This window comes from Mesorhizobium sp. B4-1-1 (genome assembly GCF_006439375.1).
Lineage (GTDB): Bacteria > Pseudomonadota > Alphaproteobacteria > Rhizobiales > Rhizobiaceae > Mesorhizobium.
On record NZ_VFTH01000002.1, the window covers coordinates 177564 to 201723 of the forward strand.

Sequence of the window (24160 nt, forward strand, 5' to 3'; positions counted from 1 at the left end):
CCACACGTGTAGATAGCCTTGCCTCGCACCACGTCATCGAAGGGCGGATCGTCTCCCTTGAGCCGCGTTGCCGCAATACCTGCCATCAAGATGAGCGGCCTTTCAAACATTGGATCCGCAATTTGAATATCAGATCCGCCAAGAAGTCCGAGCAGGCGTGTTATGTTAAACGCCAGTCACCAAATCTCAGGCGTTATCTGCCACCCCCCGATGTTGCGTCATTATTCCAGTCCGGAGAATGCCAAACCTCGCAATAAATCTCTGTGCTGCTCCCGCTCACGCATTGCGGATATGAAAGCTGCCGTACCCTCCAACTGCCCATCTGGCGAAATCATGAACTCGCCGCCTGGCTGCACGGATTTGAAAATAAACCCATTTGGTTTGGAGGTGTCATACTCGAAGAGGTCGATCTCACTGTGGTGACCGGAAGCGTTTAGCCCCCAAAGATACCATGGGGCAAGGTTGATCGCCGTTCCATTCTTCGGGTTGGCAACATAGACATCCTCATCAGAGAACGGGATGAGACCCTCGTATTCATGTACATGAATGAACGTCTGTGATGGACCTCGCAACTCTCGGAACAGCCCTTTGAAACTTCCCTGGCTAAATCTTTTCGGGGTTACTCCCTCGAACACGCCTAGACAACTGTCGCTAAACGCCTTGGCAATAACGTTACCCAGCAGACCCAAGAAGCTCACATAGTCTACGTTTGAGCTACGTCCATGTTTTGAATTGGCAATCTGATCAATCCACTGGTTTATTGTGGGCAAGTGCTTTTGGGTCAAGGGCAGCAACGCTGAACAATAGGGCAGATCGGTGCGTGCGGTCTTAAGGCAATTCTTCAGAATTGCCCAAAGGGGACCTGCCGAACGATGTCCCATCCCCTTAAAATGCGAGCTGTTCACCTTCGCTAAGGTACAGTGCTCTGCCAGAACCAAGTAGGCTGACAACGTCAGCATTGCTTCGACCGCTTCTCTACCTCGGTCAAGCCGCCGGAGTGCATCCTTCTCGGACATATACCTGGCCAACGGCGCTGCTGCGGGATAGGGCAGCTCACTCACAAGCTCGGCTAGCTCAAGCCAATTGGCGCTTTTTGATCGCTCTTCAATCCACTGGATGTCAGCACTGCTCACGAATGAACAGGCTGACGTGCTCGTTCCAAAATCAAAGCCGAGATATGTTTCCCCTTGTACTTCTTCGGCAGCAAACGTCATGTCCATGAAAAATGGGTTGCCAACGGCACTGCTTCCGTCTCTCAGATTGTCCTTCCCATAAAAAAAGCGCGGCTCAGCTGTGCCGTCCTCCCGCACGACCAGCTCGATTTCGATCCCTTGTTGGAATACGGCACCCCGTGGAGTTTGCACCTTAGTCTCGACAATGTTATGGCGCGATTCCAAGTCATCGGGGTCGAAAGACGACCGCATGAAATAGTAATTCAAGTTGTGCTTGGGCGGTTTGGAAAGGCGGACCTTCCAGCGCAAAGGTTGGCCCATAAGCCCCCGCAGGCTACTCGCTGCGGGAAGCAATACCGCGTCGTCATATTCCTTTGGCTCGCGCCCGTCATCTTTTAGGTTTTCGCTGACTGGTCTAAAGCGCTTTCTCTCAAGCTCTCCTTCATCAGGTCTGAGGAGCAAGCAAAGGCGGTTGTAGGTTACAGCACGAAAATCACCTTGACCGCCAGTGTAGTACCGACGCGCGCATTCAGTCGCCAGGCCCTTCGCCACTATTTCCGCGAAATTCTCGTTTAGCTCCAATATCTGAGCATTAACAAGCTGAGACTTCAGATCTCGTTCAAGCAAAGATCGGAGCCACCGGATGTTTGACGATCCTCCTGATAGCAAAACGACCGATATATCTTGCCCGGCCAGGTCGTCCTTTGACCTGTCAATTGTTCGAGACACCGCATCTCGAAGCTTCTCTGACCACACGCGATCCGTGTAAACTTTCTGTATTTTGGCAGCATCTAGCCTCTTGTTCCCACGAGCTGAGCGCTCATCGAACGGATCTACCGGAATTGAAATAGGATAAGGGGCTATCCCCGACAAGTCAGCCGAAAGACTCCAATTTGCAATACTGTTACAAATCGCTATCTTCGCGCGCTCAACCTCCTGAAGCAATACCTTCATATGTTTGAAGAACGCCCTCTTCTCCTCGCTCCATTCACCCATTTCTTCTTCATCGGCATTCTTGTGCTCATAGAAGAAGGTGAGCGCCTTCCGCACCTTGGATTTCTCTACGCGAGGTCCGATTACCGAGAATAATAGGTCCTCGGCCAGAATCCTGTTGATGAAGAAACCTCCAACCTGGATAGAGGTCGCGCCTAGAGGCCGTGAGTTGACCCCGCCGCCACTGATGTCGCCAGCTTTCGTCGTTTCAACCACGGAAACATCAAAAGTTCCGCCACCAAAATCAAGAACCAGTGCGACGTGCTTTCTTTGCTCCGCAACAGCCGGATGGCGTAGACCATATCGATAGTACTGGAAGACCGCGAAGGGCTCCGGCATGAAGTCAATCTCTTCGAATTTCCCGTAAAGAGCCTTCTTGATGGATTTTCGATAATGAGAGAGCCATGACTCGTCTGCGAGTTCAGAGCCCCCGAGGGAGAGAGGCTCGGCGATTAGAATCCGCGTCGGGACGGGCAACCCTTGCGAAGCAAGCCAGCCGTTTATCTTCTTTAGTGTCTCATCGAAGAAGTCTTTGGCTAACCCTACCGGCGTGCGTCGCGGAACATTAGTCAAGCTGGAACGGCTGACCAAACGGTCTGGGTCATTGTTCCCGAGTTCGATCTTGAAATCTTCGATCAGCAGTTCAGGAGAGGTGCAACGTTCGCGCGCGTCTCGGCCGACATGCGGCTTTTTCCCTTCGTAGAACAATGCAGTCGGAATCACGTGGCTCTCGTCAATCCGCGCCAACTGCACCGAACTGACAAATGGTAGTTTCTTCAAGGACATTCCAGCACTCCCCGCTGGATGACAACCACATCGAGGCGTTATCTTCAAGAGGGTTTAAGCAGCGTGAGAATCCGAACCCTTGTTATACACACAAAGCACTAGTGCTGCTCGTGAGAGGCGCCAAGAATGTGCGGAAATAATGCAAGTCGGCTAGCCGACGCGATGTTAGGGCGCTGGTCAGTGACCAGGTGAGATCGGGCGCTTCCGCCGGCATTCACCTGCAATCGACCCTAGGATTGCAATCCTCGCCGCGGTCTCCGGGCTTATCGCGGTTCACTCCAGGTCACGCTGCCTTCTGCACTTCCGCGATTTTCTGGAACTCCGCGAGAATGTCCGGATGGCGGTGTGCCAGGTGCCGCACCACCCTGGCGTTTTCGAGTAGCCGGGCCACATAGCCGGTGGCGAGGATTACATCCAAATGATCGCTTCCATAATCCTGCTCAATCGCTTTGAACTCTCGGTCGAGTGTGGCGGATTCGCCCTCCATCATGTCGATCTGCTGTTGGCTTAAGCCCTTTACCGTCTTGGTGCCCCTCACCAGCTGGCTCTCGGGCGTCGCGGCGACCAAAGATTTCGCGTAGCTGATCGAGTATTTGTTCATTGCTATCATCAGCTCGGCTGCCTCGATTTGCCTGATCGATTTCAGTTTTTTCAGCTCTCCGAACGTGTTGATCGGCACGTGTCTGTCCTTAAGCAAGTCCACGACTTCCGGACAGATGCCCTCCAGCAGGCTGCGTTTGTGGCGGATGCTGGTTATATTGACGTTCAATGCCCGCGCGAGCCGCTCCTCAGACACGCCTTTCTCAATGGCCTTCAGGATCATTTTGTGTTCTTGGATGATAGCTATCCGGCTGATGCGCTTGTTGTATGTGAACGCCTCGTCTTCGGTGGCCACGAGGCACACGACTTCGGTCTCGCCACGCGCTCGCAGGATGTCTACGCGTATGTGGCCGTCAAGCAGGTGGAAGCGATTTCTGTCAGTGCCGTCCCTGACCACCACCGGCGGCTCGATGATGCCGACCTCGGCAATGGAAGCAGCGATCTGGGCATACTTCACGGACTTTAATACCGAGGGGGTGAGTTGCCTAAGAGGCAGTATCTCATCGATCGAAATACGGAGGCTCGCTTTTTCGAATGCGATTTTCACGAGAGCTGTTTTTGCCGCTGTGCTCATGGATTTGATGCCTCTAACCGGTCTAGACGCTTCGCCAAATTCTTGGGCAAGCTCGTTAGCCCCTCGTTGGTGAGAAGGTCCCGGAACTCTTCGTCTTGCAGCAGCCTTCGCAGCGCTTCAGCGATAAAAATGAGGCGGTTGCTCGCCGCCTGCGCACGCCTGATCAGCAGGCGTTTCCTATCAGTGTCCTGTTGATACGCGCGAACGAGGGCATCGGTCGAAAGCTTCCTTGGTTTCAAATGAGGATTGCTCTTCAGGCGCTTGCCCTGAACGCGCCGTTGCTCCACAAGCCGTTTCGCCGCAAGCAGCTTTCGCCCGCGAAGAAGGTTCTTCTCATAAGCATTCTGAAGCGCGCTCTGTATATCCTGGTCATCCGCCTCGGCGATATCAAGCGCGACGCTGAAGGGGATCTGGCCAGATTCGACCGCTCGCAGAAGGCGTTGCTCACCCTTCTCAAGAAGCTTGACCACGGCATGAACGTACTCCGTCGTAAGTCCCGTCTTCCTTGCAATGTCAGGTATCGGGTGCCCTTGCTGTTTCATTCTGCCGATATCGTTCAGAAGATCGATGGCTTGATGTTTGCGCCGAGCGCAATTCTCCACCAGGCTGGCTACGAGACAGTCTTCGGGGTCGGCAGTGACGACAAGAGCTGGGACCTGCTGTTGGCCAAGCGCCTTGTAAGCCTCCAGCCTACCCTGTCCGCAAACCAGATCGTAATACGGTCCTCCCGCCTCGGGCCGGCGCGCGACTGTAATCGGCCTTTTGAGGCCGATTTCAGAGATGTTGTCGACGATATCTCTGAAGACTCGTTTGTTGCGTATTCTGGGATTGACGACCGCAATCCTATCGACTGGGATCATCTCAACCCGCTGCGCCGGCATTGCGGTCATCACGCTGCCTCCTCTATGGGAGTTCGTTGCGACATTGCATAAAGGGTTTCGAGAGTATCGAAACGGTATGCATCGAGTGACAGCCCGTTGTGCTCGCAGAGGCGCAAGACGGCCGTATGCATGTCCAAACGGGGAAGCAGGTAATAGTCGCGCGGCTGAGCGTTTCTTGGGTCCATGCGTATTGCGACCGTCAAATCGGGGTTCAGCGCCGTATCCAGCCGCAGCTTCCAGCGAAGTGAACCCGCCCCAGTATGGAAGCACCTGACGATTACAATGCAGGTGGTGAACTCGTGGTTCACCGTCAGCATATCCGTTGACGGTTCCTGTTCGACAGTTCCTCCGGCCGCCCTAATTCCCTGGATCACTTCTGCCACCACATTAGGATGCATGCGTCGCAGGGCTCGGTTTGTCTCCAGATAGCGATAGTCGTGATCCGGAACGAACCCGACGAGAGCATAGGCGCGAAGCAAGCTGCCGAAGCGCGACAGATACGAGCTGCTCGAGGGGCAGTCCTCTGCCTCGTCGATAATGATGCCGGAGAGATAGCCGTTCGTGGCCAGAATTGTGCCGAGGAGGCCCAGCATGGCCTCGTCCGACAGACGCTCGGACCTTGCCGCTATAATGGATTGGGCCCGGATGAAGGAATCTTTGTCGACAATCGGCTCGAACACCCCATCGGCGCGTATCCAGGCGTCATCTGGATTCTGAACATGCGACTGTTTGAGCTTGAACGACGTACGCCCCCAAACGTTGTTTCCGATGTATTTCTCGTTAATGAGGAGCTGATGGACCGTTCCTCGCGTCCAAGGCCGACCTAGGTCTGAAATGATGCCCCGAGCGTTCAAAGCCTGGGCAATTTCCAGCTCGGAACGGTTCTCAGTTACGAACTTGCGATAGACCTCTCGGACGGTGTCGACCTCATGTTTCGGTCCAGGGATCAGGATGACCCGGTCGGTCGCGATGCTTTTTTGTTCGCCTCGTCCAAGTTCCGCCTTTCGATTGTGGTTCTGATCGACAAGGATCCGCCTCAGGCCATATCCGGCGGCGCCACCTTGCCGGAACCCGAGCCGGATCAGATGGGCCTGACCTGCGAAAACCTTCACCGAGAGTTCGCGGCTGTATTCGCCGGCCATCGCCCGCTTGACGGTTTTCACTATGGAAGAGCCAATGCTGCCGTCGTTCTCAAACTGCTCGGCGCAGTAGTGCACGCGGATTCCGGCGTGCTTGCATCTAAGCTCGATAGCGGCCGCTTCGTCAGGGTCTTGAAAGCGTCCCCATCGGCTGACATCGTAAACAAGGATTGCTGCGTAGTCCGCGCGACCGCTTTCAATGTCGCCCAGCAGGGATTGCAAGGCGTCCCTTCCAACGAGGCGTAGGCCACTTTTGCCCTCGTCCGCATAAGTCCGGACGATCTCGAAGCCGCGCGCATCAGCGTACCGCTGTATTGCCGACGCTTGGTTGTCGGTCGAATACTTCTGGTGTTCAGTCGACATGCGAACGTATTGGGCGGCTCGAATCCTGGAACGCGGGGCCCGGGCTTCGCTCCCACCCGTCTGGTTCCAATTGATTACCATCTCGGGCCACGTGCGGAAAAGCAGGAAGCTGCAAGATACTTTAGCTCAAGGAGCCGGAAATATGTTTCCGAAAAGCGGCAATAAACTTCCAGAGGGACCCGTTCACGCGACCGAAATCGCCTATGCGGCTGCAGTTGCCAAAGCATTGGCAACCGAGGTCGGCACCAGCCGGTTAGCGACGAAAACCGTAATGCTCTGGACGGGTGCGAGTGACCGTAGTGCAAGGCACTGGTTGAACGGAGATCATGGGCCTGGAGGATTGCACCTCATCCTACTGGCTAGGAACTCGCCAGCGGTAATGAGGACGGTAATGCGGCTGGCCGATCGGCAAGGGTTCGAATTGGCAATTGAACTCTCCGCCGCTCGCACAGCTCTCATTCGAGCCACCGCTATTGTCGAAGCCTTATCATCCTATGAGAAGTGAGTTGATGCTCTGACGCTGGATAGTTCGCTATATCCTGAAGACTGTCTGTCTTCGCAGCGGCTGTCCGGCGCCGCATTCCTAACCGACCGGGTGCTAGCATTCGTCCCTAGCGATGACCGGCGGTGTCGCCCTGACAGGATTAGACGGGAAATAGGCCATGTGTCGCTCCGTCTGCTGAGTTCCCGCCCTGATTGCCCTAAACGGGAAAAACAGGGCCAAACATTTCCTCTCGAAATTTCTGTTGAAGTGCCTTCAAGTTTGCCAGCTGTGCCCTTTGAAATTTGGACCCAAGGTTGAGCGGACCGCCCAACCTTTCAATCAGATCAGCCTCGCCATTTTTAGAAATCTTCTCGTGCTTGTAAGCGACCAAAAGGTTGTCTTTTAGGAATAGCCCCAACTTCCTGTCCATAATTCCCATCAATGCGTCCATCTCGGGCCAGATCGAGAGATGCTCGTACTGAAGTGCGATGAGGGCCGTTTTGAAAGCAGACGTCAACGCCATCCCAACCAAATGTTGCTGCAATTCCTGTCGCAGATCAAATGTCTGACCTGTGAACAGGTGAAAGTATCCAACTCCACAATATGATGAGTTGTCACCGACGTTGCAGTTGGACTTGCGCAATATTTCTTGACCATCTTTAACAAACAGAATGAAAATGCCACGAAATGCCGGAATGGCCTCGGGAAACCGCTGAAGCGAAGCCCCTGTTACAAGCGAAAATCCGTCGTCAAGGAAAGAAATGTCTTTATGCATAGTCGTCCTCTTCTGATGCGTGCTCAGAGCCAGCAACGACACCGCTTAGAAACGATGTCGTTGCTGAGAGCTATTGGAGCGTCGGGAAAGCCGCCATTGCCACCAAATCGTGTGACGCAGAGTTGCCTCGCCTGGGCAAGCGGATCGCCATCTTCGCGAGGAAGCTGCCTGCCCGCTCTGCAAGCCGTTTTCCGGCGGCATCGAGATCGAGGACAACGCCCCTCGCATGCTCGTCATCCGAAATCCGCCTCCTAAGCTTAACCGCAAGGTTTGCCTGCTTGATAACCGCGAATTTTCCGGTCCGATCGACAAAGGCGCGGCTTAGGATCGCCTCGTCGGTTCCCAGACTTGAAGCAACTGTTCGAAACATTCCTGTTTCAGATTCCTTGATCACGCGGGTGAGCGACGCTGACCGCCGTAGCGCATGATATAGGATGCTTTGGGAAACCTTCCCGGCGATGTTCGCTGCGTGAAGGAGCGGGATATCGAGAGCCAACATATCGCGGATAGCGCAGAGTCTGGCGACATCGGAGGAGCAAGGCCGCCTTTTGCCTTCCGGCATAATCCGGATCCCTGATTTCGCCCAATCGTCCAGTGTGTTCGAGTCGATTTCCGTCAAGTCAGAGAGACGATCACGAGCGAAAGAACACTCAAAAAACTGGATGAACCTTCCATCCTTATACGGGATTTCGTTGGAAGCCATGTAAGGCCCCAAGGACAGGTAATACCTGAAGAATTCCTCCTCAGAATCGAAGATCGCGAGCTGCAGATTTTGCAGAATTGCGTACGCATTCATTTGCAGGGCCTTTTCAATCGGGTGAGTCAGTTCTGGATGTCAGTTTCCGCGCGGCGTGAAGCGGCCTAAGTGCCCCGACAGCGCGCCTGTGCCCACCTCAGTGAATTGTCGTCGCCATGGCAGGCGGCCGGAAGCCAGCCCCAGCAAAGGATATTCCTGAAAGTCGCATTCCATTTCAATAATCCATGTTGTCGGGCAGACTCCTACCACATTTATGCACCGTTGCAAGTATAAATTTTTCTTAACCATAACCTTACTTGGTTAATTCTCGGATAGCTATAGACGGCATTGCCTGTCCAGCAATTCTTTACATCATAATTTAAAAAACTGATCTTATGAAATCATTTGACATCGTTCGGATAAAAATCTTAACCCAGGGAAACTCACCCGCCGCGAAGCAACAAGGTGCGGAGGTGGCAAAAACAACAGGAGGCTGAATGCGGCCGCGATCCTCGATCACGCCCGAATATTTCGGGCTTTGTGAGGCCCCATCCCGAATGCGCCAGCCTCTGAGGTTTAGTCGCCGCGGATTGATCGTCGGGATGTCGTGCGCATCAAAGCTGTTAGGTTCTCGTCAGCACGGATCGTTGCTGGAGCGTGATCTCCATACTCTGCTGGAAGCGGACCCCTCATTTGAGAGTTTCGCGCTTGAGGCACACTCCCTCGTTTACTTCGCTCCTGCGGAACACGGTCATTTCCAACGGCGCACTTACACTCCAGACGTCGTCGCCCGAACAACTTACGGCGAAATCGTGGTGCTTGAGGGAAAGGCAGCGGCTCTCCGGGCAAAGACGAACTGGGCCGAGAAGGAGCATCTGATCCGCGAAGCATATTGGTATGATCACGGTATTCGGTTCTGCGTGCTGACGGAGTTCGACATCCGGAAGGAGCCGCGACTTTCGAACTGCAAGGTCATCGTCAGCCGCGCACGCGGAGCCGACGACCCTGACTTGGCACTCCGTCTTGGCGATGCAATCCGGCTTCGCCCACACACGCTCGGAGAATTGTATCGCATCATGCCGGCGCCGAAGGCATCGGTCTTCGCCACTATCATGGCGCTGGTTTACCGAGGTAAGGCCCAGTTCGATCTGGCGCAGCCGGTGAGCGAAACGTCGACCTTTTCTGAGGCGCTTTCTCGATGAACGGAAGAGAGGCGGCGCGAGAATTGGGATCCGCGTTGAACACGCCCGAGGGAGCACGATCTTTTGAGATCCCACTTTTCTCCGAGATCAAGATGCATGACCGCCATTATTTCGTGCAGCAGCGCCTAGGAGATCAGTGGGTTTTCATCGACCGGCAGAACGCACGCCCAGCTCTCCTTTCGGACGCGCAGATCGGGGCGCTCATGTCGGCAGGGGACTTTGTGGTCGAACGTATGGCTGCAGGGGCCAAGTCCGTCACCGTCCCCCGGTCGCCGTTGTTGACAAGTGAGACAACTCACGGCCAGAATCTTCGAAAGCATGCCTACGTAGACGAGTGCCGCAAGCTCGGCGACCATCTCCGGCGGTCCAGATCGATACTTAGACCCGTCATCGAAGACCTGGCGTCGCGACGTGGCGAGAAAGCGCCCGGATTCACAACGGTCCTTTCGTGGCTTGACGAAGCGGAGCAGTTCGGCGAGCACTTTGGCACTGCCGCCTATTCTGATCGTCACTATCTCAAGGGAAGACGAGGACCGCATCTGCCGACTTGGCAGGAAGACGCGATACAATGCGGGATAGAGTTATGGCTCTCAGTCAACCGCATGACCAAGGGCACGGCATACGCAAAAGTTTGCGAAGCCATTCGTGAGTTTGACGAATCGGTCGGACCATCGCTCGACAAGAGCACCCTACCTTCGAAGCTCCTAGCGTCAGACGGTAGCTTGGTACCGCCCTCCGAAAGAACCTTTCAGCGTAGATGCGCCCAGATTGATAGGCAGACCCGCGACCACTATAAGCGCGGCCCGCATTTTGCTGCCAATAATAATCGAACCTACTCCACACGTCCTCGACCCGCGAGGCCATATGAGGACGTGGAGGTTGACCACTGCACCCTTGACGTGATTGTCGTCGACGGAGAGCGCGGCTGCATTTTCGGACGTCCTGATGTGGTAGTATTTCGGGACCGGGCAACGGCTATGATCGCCGGCTTTTCGATCGGCTTCGAAGCGCCAAGTTACGCTTCATTCCTCGAGGGGTTGCGACATGCAATCTATCCGAAGTCACCGGACAGCCTGGCAGGAGTATCCAGCGATTGGCCCTGCTATGGGCGCATCGAGAACCTCTGGGTCGACAACGCCTTCCATTTCATAGGCAACAACATCGCCGAGGCCGGGCGAGAGCTTGGTATCAATATCGAGCGACTACCGCGACGGTCTCCTTGGATGAAGGGAGCGTTAGAAAGGTTCTTCCGATCGATGGGGTTGGGCCTTCTACACCTCCTGCCCGGAACCACGTTGGAGAACGTCCTCGCGAGACGAGATTATGAGAACCTTGGCACGGCGACTCTGACACTTCCTGAACTCGAAGGCGTTATCACGAAGTGGATCTGTGACGATTATCACCAACGCATAACGAAGGGTCTGGGGGTCATTCGTGGTCACGGCGACATCCCGTCGAAGGTGTGGAACGAGCTTGCAGCAAAATGTCCGGCATCTCTTCCACCCAACCGAGACTTGTTCACGTCGCTCGCTGGAGACACGCAGTACCGAACCGTACAACGCGAGGGCATAGCTTGGGACTACATCAAATATGAGAGCCCAGAATTGTCAGCGCTACTGACAGACCCGCGGCATGGGCTGAGGCGAGAAGGACGAGTCTCGACCAAATATAGGATTGCACGCGATCCTTATCGGTTGGGGGAGATCAGTGTGGTCAATCACCACGCTGGTGAAATCATCCGTGTGCCGGCGACCGCTGCACATCAACAGTATGCATCAAGCGTTACGCTTCACCAGCATCGTGTCATCCTGGCACGGGCCAGAGAACAAATGCGAGGAAGCGTAGACATCCACGCTTTGGTGCGCGTTCGTGCCGAATTGATTGACCTGGTGACACGCCTCCTCGGCAAACGCCCAAAGACGGTCCAGAAGAAGCTCGCGCGGTTTTTGCAGAAGGAGTCAGCCTACCGTTTGGCAAGTCACGTCGTAACCGTCCCGGATACGGCTGCGTCAGATTTCCTCGGGTCGGATCTACCGTTCTTGGAGGCCTCACGGCCGCTCGCAGCTTCGCTGTCCCCTCAGCCTACAGCTCGGGCCACGGCACAAGAGACTAAAGAAGTCGAAGGGGCGGTAATCACGACGAACCTCGTAAGCCTCGGCTCGGAAACTGCGGGCACGTCGCTCGACGAAATGGAAGATTTGGAAGAGTTCAAGAAGCGTAAAGCATGGAGCGTATCAGATGGGCGAAACGTCTGACCGGCTAAGAACCGCACAACTGGCTGCGGCAGAGCGGCAGTCAATCCTCAAAAAACTGATCATCAATCACGACCGGCTCGTCGATGGGATGGAAGCTTTGGCGCGATTTCACATGCCGGTCAAAGGCGGCATCCACGATACGGGGTGCGTGTCCGCGATCGTGGGAGATAGCAGGACCGGTAAATCCTTTGCCGCGTCGGCGTATGTCCGGCGATTTCCGCCTGCTGAAGGCGAAAAGGGAATGATCTTTCCAGTTCTCTTGGTCGAAACGGCACCGACGGGAGGCATGAGACCTGTCCTCGAGAACCTCGCCAACGCTCTCGGCATGCTTCACTCCCAGCGCATGAACAATGCCCTGCTGACCAACAACATCCTTGAGGGGCTGAAATATCATCAGGTGCAACTTTTGATCTTTGATGAGTTCCAAGATGTGTGCGACAGCCGGAATATTCGTTTGGCGGTGGACGTGAAGCGCCTGCTTCGTAAAATCCTCAATCTCGACACTCTCAACATCATCTGCATCGGCCTTCCAGAGACGTATCAAATCCTGGCCAACGACAAGCAGCTTGTCGGGCGCGGCGGCTTGCAACATGCCCACCTTCATCCCTACACATGGGATAGTGATGACGAGCGGAAGTCGTTTCGACTCTTGTGCGACATGTTCGACGACGGCATGCCGTTTCGCAAAAAGTCAGGCTTGGGATCAGTTGCCGTCGCACAGCGTCTTCATTGGGTTTCCGATGGGATCATCGGCAAGCTAAAGAACTTCCTATTCCAAGCGGGCTGTCTTGCGATCAACGACGGCTGCGAGCACGTGACTTTCGAGCATCTTGCCATGGCTTACAGCGCCATTAAGCCACCGAAGACAACCTTTAACCCCTTTGTCGACGATTGGAGCTTGAGACCGGTCGACCAAACTGAACTGCCCTTGTCAGCCGCGCAACGCGCGCTCTCCAAGAAAAGCGTTGCGCATGCTTGATCGAGTTGATTCAGAACGGCTCGTGCCCGTTGTTAGCCGCTGGGGCATTCATCCTCTTGCCGATGAACCTGCACATGGGTTCTTTCTGAGACTCGCCGCGCTAAACGGCCAAGTGTCAATCCGACCCTTTGCTATGGCTCTTGGCATCAATGGGCGAAACATCAAACCGCAGGAGATGCTGAGCTTCTGTGAGGAGCTTCCTATTCCCGGGCTCGATATCCTACGCGACGCAACTCCGGTGATGGGTGATCGTGGATCAGTCTACGTACGAGGAGAGCGTCTCAGGATCGGTTGCGACTGGTCGACGCGCCATCGCCGGTACTGTTCCAAATGCCTCGAAGAATCGTCGCATCATAGGTTCTGGTTCGACATCGTGGCAATTTCGCACTGCCCGGTTCATGGCCAAGAGATGTCGGTCGAAAAGAATGGAATGGTGTGGGCGTGGGGCCGATCGGCAGGCTCTCCATCAACGCCAGCAGAAAGTGCAAGCGGTGAACTCAGAGGGCCCGGCCTAGCTCGATATCTGGGTGGTCGTTTGGGTATTCTCCCACGCCTAAAGCTATCATCGCTGGACGCTCTCGACCTAACCGATGCCATATTCCTGAGTGCTGTAATCGGCGATATGGCCCAATTTGGCTGGCGGTCGGAGCGGCCAGAACCTAGCCGCATGCAGACTACGCAGATAGCTGCTGACCATGGGGTTCGCTTCTTGCTGGCAGACAAGTCGCTGGGCGACTTGTGTGGCGAATATGTACGAGCAGGTCCCTATTTCATCAACGGGAAACTTACTTCGAAAAACCCACGCCATCTGCTGGGCTGGCTCCACTCCCCGATGAACAACTATCGTCGCCTCAAGAGCGTCGCCCAACTGCGCGAACATATGAGCGGGGTCCTTGTCGCAATGGATCCATCGATCAGGCGTAAGCGACTTCGAGCTGAAGCCGAGCCCGATCCTGCTGTTCGCGATATTGATAATATCGCGAAATCCTTGAAGCTGAGATCATCCGAAGTTCGACAACTTGTGATCGCGTGCGGTGATACCATTGCGAATTTGAACGCCGATGTGATTTCCGGAGTGACGTCTAAGATATGCAGTCAAGAAGCGGCAGCAGAAGTGCTTGGCGTCGACGGCAGACGCTTTGCGGCCCTCCGAAAAGCGCGGCTCGTCAAGCCCCTTCTTAGGGGCTTTGCTGGCAATCCAGCCAAGTACGATGGTGAGGCAATACGCTGCCTGATAGAAAATTTGAGCGTGCGGACCCCCACCGACGGAACGCATCAACAGAACTTGACGCTTGAGCAGTATCAACGGGTGGCGCAATGCTCCTACGCGACGGCCGTAAGACGAGTACTAAGTGGCGAGCTGCCAATATCGGGGTGGGATCCAACCAAGCGTGGCTTGACCGCAATCTTTGTCCTCCGCCCAAAGATTCATCGGATGCGACGCACAACTCTCGACGTTGGACATGTGACAGCAGGGCAGGCGGCTGCGCGCCTTTGTGTTCAACCTGATGTCGTCAAGAATCTGGTCAGATTGCGCGTAGTTGCCGGCAAAGTAAAGTCTGGAAAAGCTTGGTCGGTAAACGTTCAGTCGCTTGATAAGTTTGCTCGTGAGTTTACGCCGGCAAAGCTCTTCGCTGAGCAGTTGCAATGTCCTCTTTGCAAACTACCTGCCAAGCTTCAATCGCTGGGAGTTCCCATTGTTTTCAGCACCCGTCAAGTTGGCGTAACGATCGTCCGCCGATCCGACATCGCGCGTATCCTGCCTGCCCTGAGGCAGGGCAATGATTTTGCCGCTAGCTTCTTCAGCGAAATGAGAGCACGTTTTTTGACCTCTAACTATGGCCATTGCCTGCGCTGGTTTGAAGGTGAAAGCGAAGCTACCATCCTCGGGATCGGAGGAAGGGTCCGCCTTTTAATGACATATCAGAGCCAGCAACCCGACACAGTCGCCACGCTGCTGATCTCAAGTTCCGTTTCCGAAAAAATGCTGGCTCTGGCCGACGAGACATTTCAAGTTTTGTGGCGGAAATCATCGATCCGTGCTCGCTCGGGTGGGAGGGCTACCATCAGCCAAAGTTATCCATTGGAGGGCCTAGCCGGGTCCCAAGAGCGAACTTTCGATTGGCTCGAACGTTGCGCCTTATCGTTGCGCTCTGTTGTGGCTCATCCTTGCAAAAGGCAGCCGGCATGTGAGCCGCACGCGCATTCTGGTAGTGTCTCAATTTGAAATTAGAACACGGCTTTGGCCGGTGGCGGTATTTTGTCCCACCGCTCTGCGATCCCTAGGCATTCAGCCTCCAAGTGCTTGAACTTGGTTACGCTATCGGTCGGCGCGCAGTGAGATACGCCGCCATAGACGTCAATGGTGATGCAAAGTTTCTGCTCCGGCTCCGCGCCATCCTCAATATTCGTCAGGCCAAGATAGCCCATGAGAAAGGCTGACTGCCATGTGCCGGTTTCTGGCCTCAATGCCTTCCCTTTCGAATAGCGAAGCGTCAACGCACCGATCTTGACCTTGTTGGTTTTGGTCAATCGCCTCAGTCGCATCTGAAGGTCGGCTGTGACCTTCACATTGCCGAGGATCATCGCGGGGCTTTTGCCAGGCACCAACCGTTCGGCGTCTGGGGGCAGCTCAATATCGTCTGCCTTCTTTACAAATCGGTCAATGTAATCAGCGTTGTGGTCGTAGAGATCGCGGTCAAACTCATCGTCCGCCAACCGTACCCTCAATTTTTCAGCAGCAATTTTGAGGTCTGAAATCTGGGGATTCTCCGTTCGAAGGAATTTGGCTATGTTCTGCTTCGCCTCGTTATGTTGGACGACCCGAGCGAGTGATTGGTATTTGCAGCCAGCAAGTATTGAGCGGCGCTTTATCGGTGAAGCCGACATATAGTCAGCGAGGAATCGCGCAGAGATTTGGGGTTTTTCGACAAGCCGATGTGTCTTTTGCTCGACCATGATTCGCCCTCCGGTGCCCTATGATGGACCAATTGTATTTTAGCGTAAATCTAGAAGAGGGTAGAACGTTATGTTTGGCTCCGCTTACTGAGCGACGCATCTCTATGTCTGGCCAAGAAATAGCAGACACAAGTGGCTATTTTCTCTTTGAGCAGCGTGGCTCAGGAGAGTTTGCCACGGTTGAGATAATTGCGCAGGTTCTATCTGACGATGCCTTGCATCGTCTCCGCGAAGTTTTCAATATGTCCTAGTCAGTGAGGGTCTTCTTGTAAGGACCGCGCTTGCTCGGCTTATGTGCAACGGCGTCTATCTTCTCGCAAAGATCATCCGTCGACCAAAGCGTCTGCGACTATTCGGCCGCGGCGCTCTTGCCCCCGTCCGTTGCGTCGTCAGCTTCCTCCCCGGCAGCAATGCTGTGCGTGGCGGAGCCGGCATTGCCGATCACCTCGGCGGGGCGCTTAGCCGATTGATAGCGACAGTGCGTCCCGCACGCTAGATGAGCCACTTCACCGATTTCCTTGACTTTCGACCTCGAAGATAGGATTATTTGCCTATCAAATGTTTGGCAAGGAGACATCAATGGATACCTATAACAAGCTTGGTCATCTCGAGGACTCGCTCGTTTCGTTGAATCCATTGCGACTTGCCGGAATGAGTCGCTTGACGCTGGCAAAGATCGAGAAGGCGCGTGTTCGTCATGCTGAACTTCTTCAGCAGTTGCGCGACCTCGACAAGCAGCACGCTGCAGCAGAAAATTCACATTTACAGCATCACATCTCTCAGCTCATCGAGCATTTGCGCCCTCAGATTCAGCACGCGTTTGATACGATCGCACCGTACAGAAGGTAGTAACGGGGGCTAGGTCCGTCGCGAGTCCATTAATTGTTGACGCGTTAGGACAAACGTCCAATCTTTTGTGGCCAAATCAGTCCATGAAAATGACGCTACAGGGAGCTAACCCGTTGATTTTTATGCAGCGTCTGTCCAGGATTCCTTGTCGCCCGACAAGCTTGCGCTGCAAGGGTTCGAGTCAGACGTCACCAAGGGGCCAAATTACGCGACCGATTCGGGTCGACTGCCGGGGATCGCGGGGCGCAATTGCACGGGTCGACCCTCAGGCCGATCAGTTTGCGCGAGGGTGAATTCGGCTGTTGTAAAGCGAGCGTTTTGGGTCTTGCACACCAACGCAAGACCCAGTCAGCGATTCACCCGACAGGCCCCGGGCAGGTGGTTGCCATGACCTAGAGCCGGAGGCCGAGCCAGACGCGGCGGCGCCAGCAGCGGACATGGCGCCGGCCATAGCGCCAGTAGCGGCGGCAGACCCGTCTCCAAACGCGCCGACGGCGGCGGCGGTAGTACCGGTCACGGTAATACCGGCGGCGGTAATACTGAGCTGGCTGCAGCAGATCGGCCTGGTCATCCTCCTCGTAGATGGCCGGATCCGGCTTGTCCAATTCATCGAGAATCCCGTTGCCTTTGGGGATGCCGGCAACCGCCTTGGCTGGTCCGGCCAGGCTTGCAAGCGCTGCCGCCCCCGCAACCCCAAGCATTCCGGTCAGAAACAACCGACGTTCCATCGAAACCTCCCGAGCTGTTGAGCATCGGCAGCCTTCCCTCACCCGCAACGGGCTCCAGCGAGCGGCCGATCGGTTTGAACGCACAAGTAGCATTCTCGTTCCATTACCCCACTTCGCGCAGGATGAAGTCGTGCAGCATTTTGGCGGCGGGCGAGAGCACGCGGTTCTTGACCGTGATCAGGCTGTAGGGCCGGACCTCGATGTCGAACTCGGTCTGCACGACATCGATGGCGCCGGCCAGCCCGTCGCCGCCCTGGATGAACTTGGCGACCTGGATCGAGACCGGCGCGATGGCGTCGGACTGCGCCACCATCACCAAGGTGAGCAACAGCGAAGAGGTGTTGAGGATGCGGTCGGGCAGCGGAATGTCGCGGTTCAAGAAGTTGCTTTCCATGGCCTGGCGCAGCGGCGAGCCGCCGGACTGGAACACCCAGTCATAGCTCGCCGTCTCCTCCAGCCGGACCATCCGGCCGCTCGCCAAGGGGTGGCCGCGGCGCACGATGAGGCAGGCCTTCTCGACGCCGATGACGCGCGATTCGAAGAGCCGCGGATTGAGGTCGTCGGGGACGCGGGCGATGATGAAGTCGTGACGCGACGCGATCAGCTCGCGAGCAAGCACGTTCGAGGTCTCGACCTGCATGGTGATCTCGATGCGCGGATAGATGCGGCGGATCTCGCGGATCGCCGGCACGGCCAATTCGATCGCCGGCGCCGTCACCGCGCCGAGGAAGACCGAGCCGCCCTTGCCGGCCTTGAGCTCGGAGATCTCTCGGTCAGCCTCCCGCATCTCGAGCAAAATGGAGCGGGCACGGCGAGCGAGCGCCTGGCCATAAGGGGTCAGCGTCACGCCGCGCGGCAGCCGTTCGCACAACTTCACGTCGAGCACCGCCTCCATCTCGGCGATCATGCGCGAGGCGGCCGGCTGGGAGATGTTCATGACCTGGGCGGCGGCGCTCACCCGTCCGTGATCGTCCAGGGCGGTGATCATGCGCATATGGCGAAGACTGAGGCCGCTGCGCAGCAGCGTCTCGCCATCTCCCGGCAACTTCTCGTAACTCCCTGAAATCGCATCGGGATCGCGCAATGCCGCCATGGTTTCGGTCTCTTATCCGGATTTCTATGAGCTCCTTAAGTTATATCAGTTTCGATATAGCAACCAGCAAAGATCGCATTTGACAGTTATGTCAAAGGGACCCACCCTTCGCGCGTTCCGAGGCGCAACGGTCGGCAACGAGCAAATTCGTATCGATTTAAAGTGCGCCGCGGGGCCGATTGGGAGGATACCGGAGATCGATAAAGCCGACAGTGGCGCGCCAGCGCACCTGTTCGGTTGCGCGGCCCGCGAAGCCCCGAGGTGTCGCGTCCATCAACCAGGGAGAGTAATCGTGAAGATCATCAAGACGCTGGCCGCCGTGGCGGCCCTTGGCATCGCCGCCATGACCTATTCGGCGCATGCCGCCGACAAGGGTCTCGTCGGCGTGCTGATGCCGACCAAGACCTCGCAGCGCTGGATCAATGACGGCGACGCCGTCAAATCCCAGCTCGAAGCGCTCGGCTACACCGTCGACCTGCAATATGCGCAGGACGACATCCCGAACCAGCTCAGCCAGCTGGAAAACGAAATCACCAAGGGCCCGAAGGCGCTGATCATCGCTTCGATCGACGGCACCACCATGGCCGACGCGCTGCAGAAGGCCAATGACGCAGGCGTCGTCGTCGTCGCCTACGACCGCCTGATCAAGAAGACGGGCAACGTCGACTACTACACCACCTTCGACAATTTCGGCGTCGGCGTCATCCAGGCGAACTCGCTGGTCAAGGGCCTCAAGGAGCGTTTCCCGAACACCAAGCCGTGGAACGTCGAGCTGTTCGGCGGCTCGCCGGACGACAACAACGCCTTCTTCTTCTACAACGGCGCCATGTCGGTCCTGCAGCCGCTGATCGACGACGGCTCGATCAAGATCAAGTCCGGCCAGACGGGCATGGACAAGGTCGGCACGCTGCGCTGGCTCGCCGCCACCGCCCAGGCGCGCATGGACAACCTGCTTTCGGCCAACTATTCGGACGGCAGCCGCGTCGATGGCGTTCTGTCGCCCTATGACGGCCTGTCGCGCGGCATCACCGCCTCGCTGCGCGCCGTCGGCTACGGCACGGATGCGCAGCCCTGGCCGATCGTGACGGGTCAGGACGCCGAGACCGCCTCGGTCAAGCTGATCATCTCGGGCGAACAGTATTCGACCGTGTTCAAGGACACCCGCGAACTGGCCAAGGCCACCGTGCAGCTGGTCGACAAGGTGCTCTCCGGCGGCAAGCCGGACGGCCTCGACGAAAAGACCTACAACAACGACGTCAAGGTCGTTCCCTCGATCCTGTTGACGCCGCATGAGGTCGACAAGTCGAACTACCAGGCGCAGGTCGTCGATTCCGGCTACATCAAGGCCGACGAGCTGAAGTAGTCCAGCCTCGAAGGGAGGGGTCCTGCGCAACGCGGGGCCCCTTTTCGTTCAGAGCCGACCCCGGTATTGTTTTTGCCGGCTTCTGCAGCGTCACGCGCCGATCCGCAACGCGAAACCGCCGCAGCATGTTGATTTTGCGCATGAGCCTTTTCCGATTTGGGAGGCGTGCGCCAGGGAGCAGATCCTGATGGCCTCGACGATTTTGGAGATGCGCGACATCACCAAGACGTTTCCCGGCGTGAAGGCGTTGTCGAACGTCAATCTCAGCGTCGAGGAAGGTGAGATCCACGCCGTCGTCGGCGAGAACGGCGCGGGCAAATCGACGCTGATGAAGGTGCTGTCGGGCGTCTATCCATCCGGCACTTATGAGGGCCAGATCATCTTTCGCGGCCAGGAATGCAATTTCAAAGGCATTCACGACAGCGAGCATATCGGCATCGTCATCATCCACCAGGAGCTTGCCTTGGTGCCAATGCTGTCGATCGCGGAAAACATCTTCCTCGGCAACGAGCACGCCAGCTACGGCGTCATCGACTGGGACGCCAACGAGACGCGCACCAGCGCCCTGCTCAAGAAGGTCGGCCTCAACGAAGATCCCAAGACACTGATCACCAACATCGGCGTCGGCAAGCAGCAGCTGGTCGAGATCGCCAAGGCGCTGAGCAAGGAAGTGAAGCTTCTGATCCTCGACGAGCCGACGGCGTCGCTCAGCGAAAAGGACAGCCAGGCGCTGCTCGACCTTCTGCTCGAGTTCAAGCGCCAGGGCATGACCTCGATCCTGATCTCGCACAAGCTCAACGAGGTGAACCGCGTCGCCGACAAGGTGACGGTGATCCGCGACGGGCGCACCATCGAGACCCTGCCGAGGAAGGACATCTCGGAAGACCGCATCATCACCTCGATGGTCGGCCGCTCGCTCGACGATCGCTACCCGCCGCGCGAGCCAAAGATCGGCGAGGTCATCTTCGAGGTCAAGGACTGGTCGGTCTACCATCCGATCCATGCCGAGCGGCAGGTGATCAAGAACATCAATATCAATGTGCGCAAGGGCGAGGTTGTCGGCATCGCCGGGCTGATGGGCGCTGGCCGCACCGAATTCGCGATGAGCCTGTTCGGCCGCTCCTACGGCCGGCGCATCAGCGGCGAGGTGTTGCTCAGGGGCAAGCCGCTCGATCTTTCGACGGTAAGCAAGGCGGTGGAGAACCGCATCGCCTATGTCACCGAGGACCGCAAGACCTACGGCCTCAACCTCATCGACCATATCAAGCACAATGTGACTTTGGCCAATCTGGGTGGCGTTTCGAGCCGCGGCGTCATCGACGACATGCGCGAGATGAGCGTCGCCAACGATTATCGCAAGAAGACCAACATCCGCGCCTCCAGCGTCTACCAGCTGACCGGCAACCTGTCGGGCGGCAACCAGCAGAAGGTCGTGCTGTCCAAATGGCTGTTCGCCGATCCGGAAGTTTTGATCCTGGACGAGCCGACCCGCGGCATCGACGTCGGCGCGAAGTACGAAATCTATACGATCATCGCGCGCCTTGCCGCCGAGGGCAAAGCGATCATCGTCATCTCGTCGGAAATGCCTGAACTGCTCGGTATCTCCGACCGCATCTATGTGATGAATGAAGGGCGTATCGTCGGCGAAATGGCGGCAAGCGACGCAAGCCAGGAAAAAATCATGCGCGCCATCGTTCGCGGAGAAGGAAAAGCATCATGAGCACAGACAGCGCTCCCGCGCCGCAGAGCGGCGTCGCCGAGGACGTCAAGCAGGGACCGCGCGTCGCCGTCTCGGCACTGACGACGAACCTGCGCGAATACGGCCTGATCATCGCGCTGATCGTCATCATGCTGTTCTTCCAGTACACGACGTCGGGAACGCTGTTCAAACCGGTCAACCTCAGCAATCTGGTGCAGCAGAACTCGTTCATCATCGTGATGGCGCTCGGCATGCTCCTGGTCATCGTCGCCGGCTATATCGACCTCAGCGTGGGATCGGTCGCCGGCTTCATCGGCGCGCTGGCGGCGATGATGATGGTGATCTGGCCGCTCGGGATATTCTCGAATCCGCTGGTGGTCTCGATCGTCTGCCTGATCGTCGGCGGTCTCATAGGCGCGGCGCAAGGCTACTGGATCGCCTATCACCGGATACCGAGCTTCATCGTGACATTGGCGGGCATGCTGATCTTCCGCGGCATCTGCCAGGCGCTGCTTGGCGGAGGCTCCTCGGTCGGCCCGCTGCCGGACAGCTTCAAGGCACTGAGCTCGGGCTTCATCCCGGACGTGATCGGCCCGCTGACGCTGATCCCGCCGACGGTGAATGCCGCCGGCAAGACCATCGTCGGCAGCGGCTTGACGCTGCACATGACGACGATCGTGCTGGGCCTGGTCGCGGTGCTCGCCTACGCCTATTTCGGCTTCAGGACGCGGCGCAAGCGCGAGCGGCATGGCTATGAGGCGGAGCCCTTCCCGCTATTCGTCGTCAAGACGCTGGTCGGCAGCGCGCTGGCGCTGTTCCTGGTCTTCCAGTTCGCGAGCTACAGGGGCCTGCCGGTCGTGCTGCTGGTGATGGGCGTGCTGATCTCGCTGTTCGTCTTCGTCACCAAGCGCATGACCATCGGCCGCCGCATCTACGCCATGGGCGGCAACGCCAAGGCCGCGCAGCTTTCGGGCATCAATACCGAGAGGCTGACGCTGCTGGTCTTCATCAACATGGGCGTGCTTTCGGCGCTGGGCGGCCTGATCATCGCGGCGCGCCTCGGCCAGGCGGTGCCGGCGGCGGGTCTCGGCAGCGAGCTCGACGTCATCGCGGCTGTCTTCATCGGCGGCGCCTCGGCGATGGGCGGCGTCGGACAGGTGATCGGCGCCGTCGTCGGCGGCTTCATCATGGGCGTGATGAACAACGGCATGTCGATCATGGGCGTCAATGTCGACTGGCAGCAGGTGGTCAAGGGCCTGGTGCTGCTCGGGGCCGTGATCTTCGACGTCTACAACAAGAACAAGGCCTGAAGGCCGGAAGCGGATTTAAGGAGGCATACGGGTTTCAGATCGCGAAGCTGCCGGCAACCCGTCGGCGCCGAGGGCCCAGCAAGGACCAGGCTCGCGAACGCAATCCGGACGAAGAGTTTCAACCGTGGCGGGGATCGCTCCGCGCCGCGCCAGTCAAGGCTTGCCCGCGGGCGGCCGGCAAAATGAGAGAGGATTTCAACATGCTGATCTCCCAGATCCTCGACGACGCCGAGACGATCCGCGTCGTCGCCCGCAACGGCGGCGGCAAGACCAGGATCATCAACGGCGCGCGCAGCGTCTATTCGCTGGCGATGGAGGCCGCGCGCACTGGCACCGGGCTCGAAGCGCTGATCGAGCGCAAGGGCTATGGCGAGACGGTCGATCTCGATGCCGCCTACAAGAGGGGCAGGCTGGTCTCGCCGATCAACCACCCCGATCCCGCGCATCTGCATCTCACCGGCACGGGCCTGACGCATCTCGGCTCCGCGGCGACGCGCGATTCCATGCACAAGAAGCTCAGCGAGGGCGGCGAGGAGGACCTCACCGATTCCATGAAGATGTTCCGCATGGGGCTGGAAGGCGGCAAGCCGGCCAAGGGACAGGTCGGCGTGCAGCCGGAATGGTTCTACAAAGGCAACGGCACGATGGCGGTGGCCCCCGGCGCGCCCCTGATGTCGCCGGCTTTCGCGCAGGACGGCGGCGAGGAGCCGGAGATCGCAGGCATCTATGTCATCGGCGATGACGGCGCGCCGTTCCGCGTCGGCTTCACGCTGTCGAACGAGTTTTCCGACCACGTGACGGAGCGGGTGAACTACCTGTTCCTTGCCCATTCCAAGCTGCGCAACGCCTCGTTCGGCCCCGAGATCCTGATCGGCGACCTGCCGGCCGACATCCGCGGCGCATCGCGCATCTGGCGCGACGGCAAGCTGCTTTGGGAGAAGCCGTTCCTGTCGGGCGAAGCGAACATGTCGCACACGATCGCCAATCTCGAGCATCACCATTTCAAATATTCGGCCTTCCGCCAGCCGGGCGACGTGCATGTGCACATGTTCGGCACGGCGACGCTGTCGTTTGCCGACGGCATCAGGACCGAGGCCGGCGATATGTTCGAGATCGAGGCGCCGGATTTCGGCCTGCCGCTGCGCAATCCGCTGGAGATCGAAAAGCCGGTCAAGGTGGCGGTGAAGGCGTTGTGAGAGCGTGATCTCCCCCAAGGGGAGA

Annotated in this window: 18 protein-coding genes; 9 read left to right on the top strand and 9 right to left on the bottom strand. The window is 57.3% G+C overall.

Annotated features, from left to right (window positions below; translation table 11 throughout):
- Positions 1 to 221 precede the first annotated feature (221 nt).
- The 6 genes from FJW10_RS03630 to FJW10_RS03660 form a co-directional block, all read right to left on the bottom strand.
- Positions 222 to 2951 carry a molecular chaperone gene (locus tag FJW10_RS03630; RefSeq protein WP_140898454.1) on the bottom strand — a complete coding sequence of 910 codons (2730 nt, stop codon included), beginning with the start codon at positions 2949 to 2951 and terminating at the stop codon, positions 222 to 224.
- A 283-nt stretch (positions 2952 to 3234) separates the two neighbouring features.
- Positions 3235 to 4125, bottom strand: a complete 891-nt coding sequence (locus tag FJW10_RS03635; protein ID WP_140898456.1) for a plasmid partitioning protein RepB C-terminal domain-containing protein — start codon at positions 4123 to 4125, stop codon at positions 3235 to 3237.
- The gene (locus FJW10_RS03640; protein ID WP_140898458.1) at positions 4122 to 5015 is read right to left on the bottom strand and encodes a plasmid partitioning protein RepB C-terminal domain-containing protein; all 894 of its coding nucleotides are present in this window, start codon (positions 5013 to 5015) and stop codon (positions 4122 to 4124) included. Before FJW10_RS03640 ends, FJW10_RS03635 begins: the two co-directional genes overlap by 4 nt.
- The gene (locus FJW10_RS03645) at positions 5015 to 6589 is read right to left on the bottom strand and encodes a recombinase family protein (RefSeq protein WP_140898460.1); all 1575 of its coding nucleotides are present in this window, start codon (positions 6587 to 6589) and stop codon (positions 5015 to 5017) included. The genes FJW10_RS03640 and FJW10_RS03645 overlap by 1 nt, the downstream gene beginning before the upstream one ends.
- Before the next feature lie 620 nt (positions 6590 to 7209).
- Positions 7210 to 7767, bottom strand: a complete 558-nt coding sequence (locus FJW10_RS03655) for a hypothetical protein (protein WP_140898463.1) — start codon at positions 7765 to 7767, stop codon at positions 7210 to 7212.
- 70 nt (positions 7768 to 7837) lie between these two features.
- Entirely contained in the window at positions 7838 to 8563 is a 726-nt protein-coding gene (locus FJW10_RS03660) for a hypothetical protein (RefSeq protein ID WP_140898465.1), read from the bottom strand.
- A 437-nt stretch (positions 8564 to 9000) separates the two neighbouring features.
- On the opposite strand from FJW10_RS03660, the gene FJW10_RS03665 reads away from it, so the two are divergent.
- The 4 genes from FJW10_RS03665 to FJW10_RS03680 all read left to right on the top strand — a co-directional run bounded on the left by FJW10_RS03665 (position 9001) and on the right by FJW10_RS03680 (position 15166).
- Positions 9001 to 9705 (top strand): hypothetical protein, encoded by a 705-nt coding sequence (locus FJW10_RS03665; RefSeq protein WP_140898467.1) that lies wholly within the window; start codon positions 9001 to 9003, stop codon positions 9703 to 9705.
- Entirely contained in the window at positions 9702 to 11960 is a 2259-nt protein-coding gene (locus FJW10_RS03670) for a Mu transposase C-terminal domain-containing protein (RefSeq protein ID WP_140898469.1), read from the top strand. The genes FJW10_RS03665 and FJW10_RS03670 overlap by 4 nt, the downstream gene beginning before the upstream one ends.
- A complete protein-coding gene (locus FJW10_RS03675; protein ID WP_140898471.1) occupies positions 11944 to 12939 on the top strand; it encodes a TniB family NTP-binding protein in 996 nt (331 codons plus the stop codon). The genes FJW10_RS03670 and FJW10_RS03675 overlap by 17 nt, the downstream gene beginning before the upstream one ends.
- Positions 12940 to 13606: 667 nt before the next feature.
- A complete protein-coding gene (locus FJW10_RS03680) occupies positions 13607 to 15166 on the top strand; it encodes a hypothetical protein (RefSeq protein ID WP_246674099.1) in 1560 nt (519 codons plus the stop codon).
- Positions 15167 to 15168: 2 nt separating this feature from the next.
- Here the strand turns inward: FJW10_RS03680 and FJW10_RS03685 are convergent, their stop codons facing one another.
- Positions 15169 to 15897: a hypothetical protein gene (locus tag FJW10_RS03685; protein WP_140898476.1), complete on the bottom strand. Its 729-nt coding sequence runs from the start codon at positions 15895 to 15897 to the stop codon at positions 15169 to 15171.
- Between the two features lie 579 nt (positions 15898 to 16476).
- Here FJW10_RS03685 and FJW10_RS03690 point away from each other — a divergent pair.
- Complete coding sequence (locus tag FJW10_RS03690) at positions 16477 to 16746, top strand: hypothetical protein (protein WP_015319278.1); 270 nt, start codon at positions 16477 to 16479, stop codon at positions 16744 to 16746.
- A gap of 392 nt (positions 16747 to 17138) precedes the next feature.
- Here the strand turns inward: FJW10_RS03690 and FJW10_RS03695 are convergent, their stop codons facing one another.
- Positions 17139 to 17474 carry a protamine-2 (modular protein) gene (locus tag FJW10_RS03695; protein WP_140898477.1) on the bottom strand — a complete coding sequence of 112 codons (336 nt, stop codon included), beginning with the start codon at positions 17472 to 17474 and terminating at the stop codon, positions 17139 to 17141.
- 103 nt (positions 17475 to 17577) lie between these two features.
- On the bottom strand, positions 17578 to 18567 hold the full coding sequence (locus FJW10_RS03700; protein WP_140898479.1) for a LysR substrate-binding domain-containing protein: 990 nt from the start codon (positions 18565 to 18567) through the stop codon (positions 17578 to 17580).
- 292 nt (positions 18568 to 18859) lie between these two features.
- Here FJW10_RS03700 and chvE point away from each other — a divergent pair, with 292 nt between their 5' ends.
- The 4 genes from chvE (at position 18860) to araD1 (ending at position 24135) form a co-directional block, all read left to right on the top strand.
- Positions 18860 to 19930 (top strand): multiple monosaccharide ABC transporter substrate-binding protein, encoded by a 1071-nt coding sequence (gene chvE / locus FJW10_RS03705; RefSeq protein WP_140673347.1) that lies wholly within the window; start codon positions 18860 to 18862, stop codon positions 19928 to 19930.
- 187 nt (positions 19931 to 20117) lie between these two features.
- Positions 20118 to 21650 carry a multiple monosaccharide ABC transporter ATP-binding protein gene (gene mmsA, locus FJW10_RS03710; RefSeq protein ID WP_140898480.1) on the top strand — a complete coding sequence of 511 codons (1533 nt, stop codon included), beginning with the start codon at positions 20118 to 20120 and terminating at the stop codon, positions 21648 to 21650.
- Complete coding sequence (mmsB, locus tag FJW10_RS03715; protein ID WP_140833953.1) at positions 21647 to 22939, top strand: multiple monosaccharide ABC transporter permease; 1293 nt, start codon at positions 21647 to 21649, stop codon at positions 22937 to 22939. The genes mmsA and mmsB overlap by 4 nt, the downstream gene beginning before the upstream one ends.
- A gap of 200 nt (positions 22940 to 23139) precedes the next feature.
- Positions 23140 to 24135 carry an AraD1 family protein gene (gene araD1, locus FJW10_RS03720; RefSeq protein WP_140833949.1) on the top strand — a complete coding sequence of 332 codons (996 nt, stop codon included), beginning with the start codon at positions 23140 to 23142 and terminating at the stop codon, positions 24133 to 24135.
- Positions 24136 to 24160: the final 25 nt, after the last annotated feature.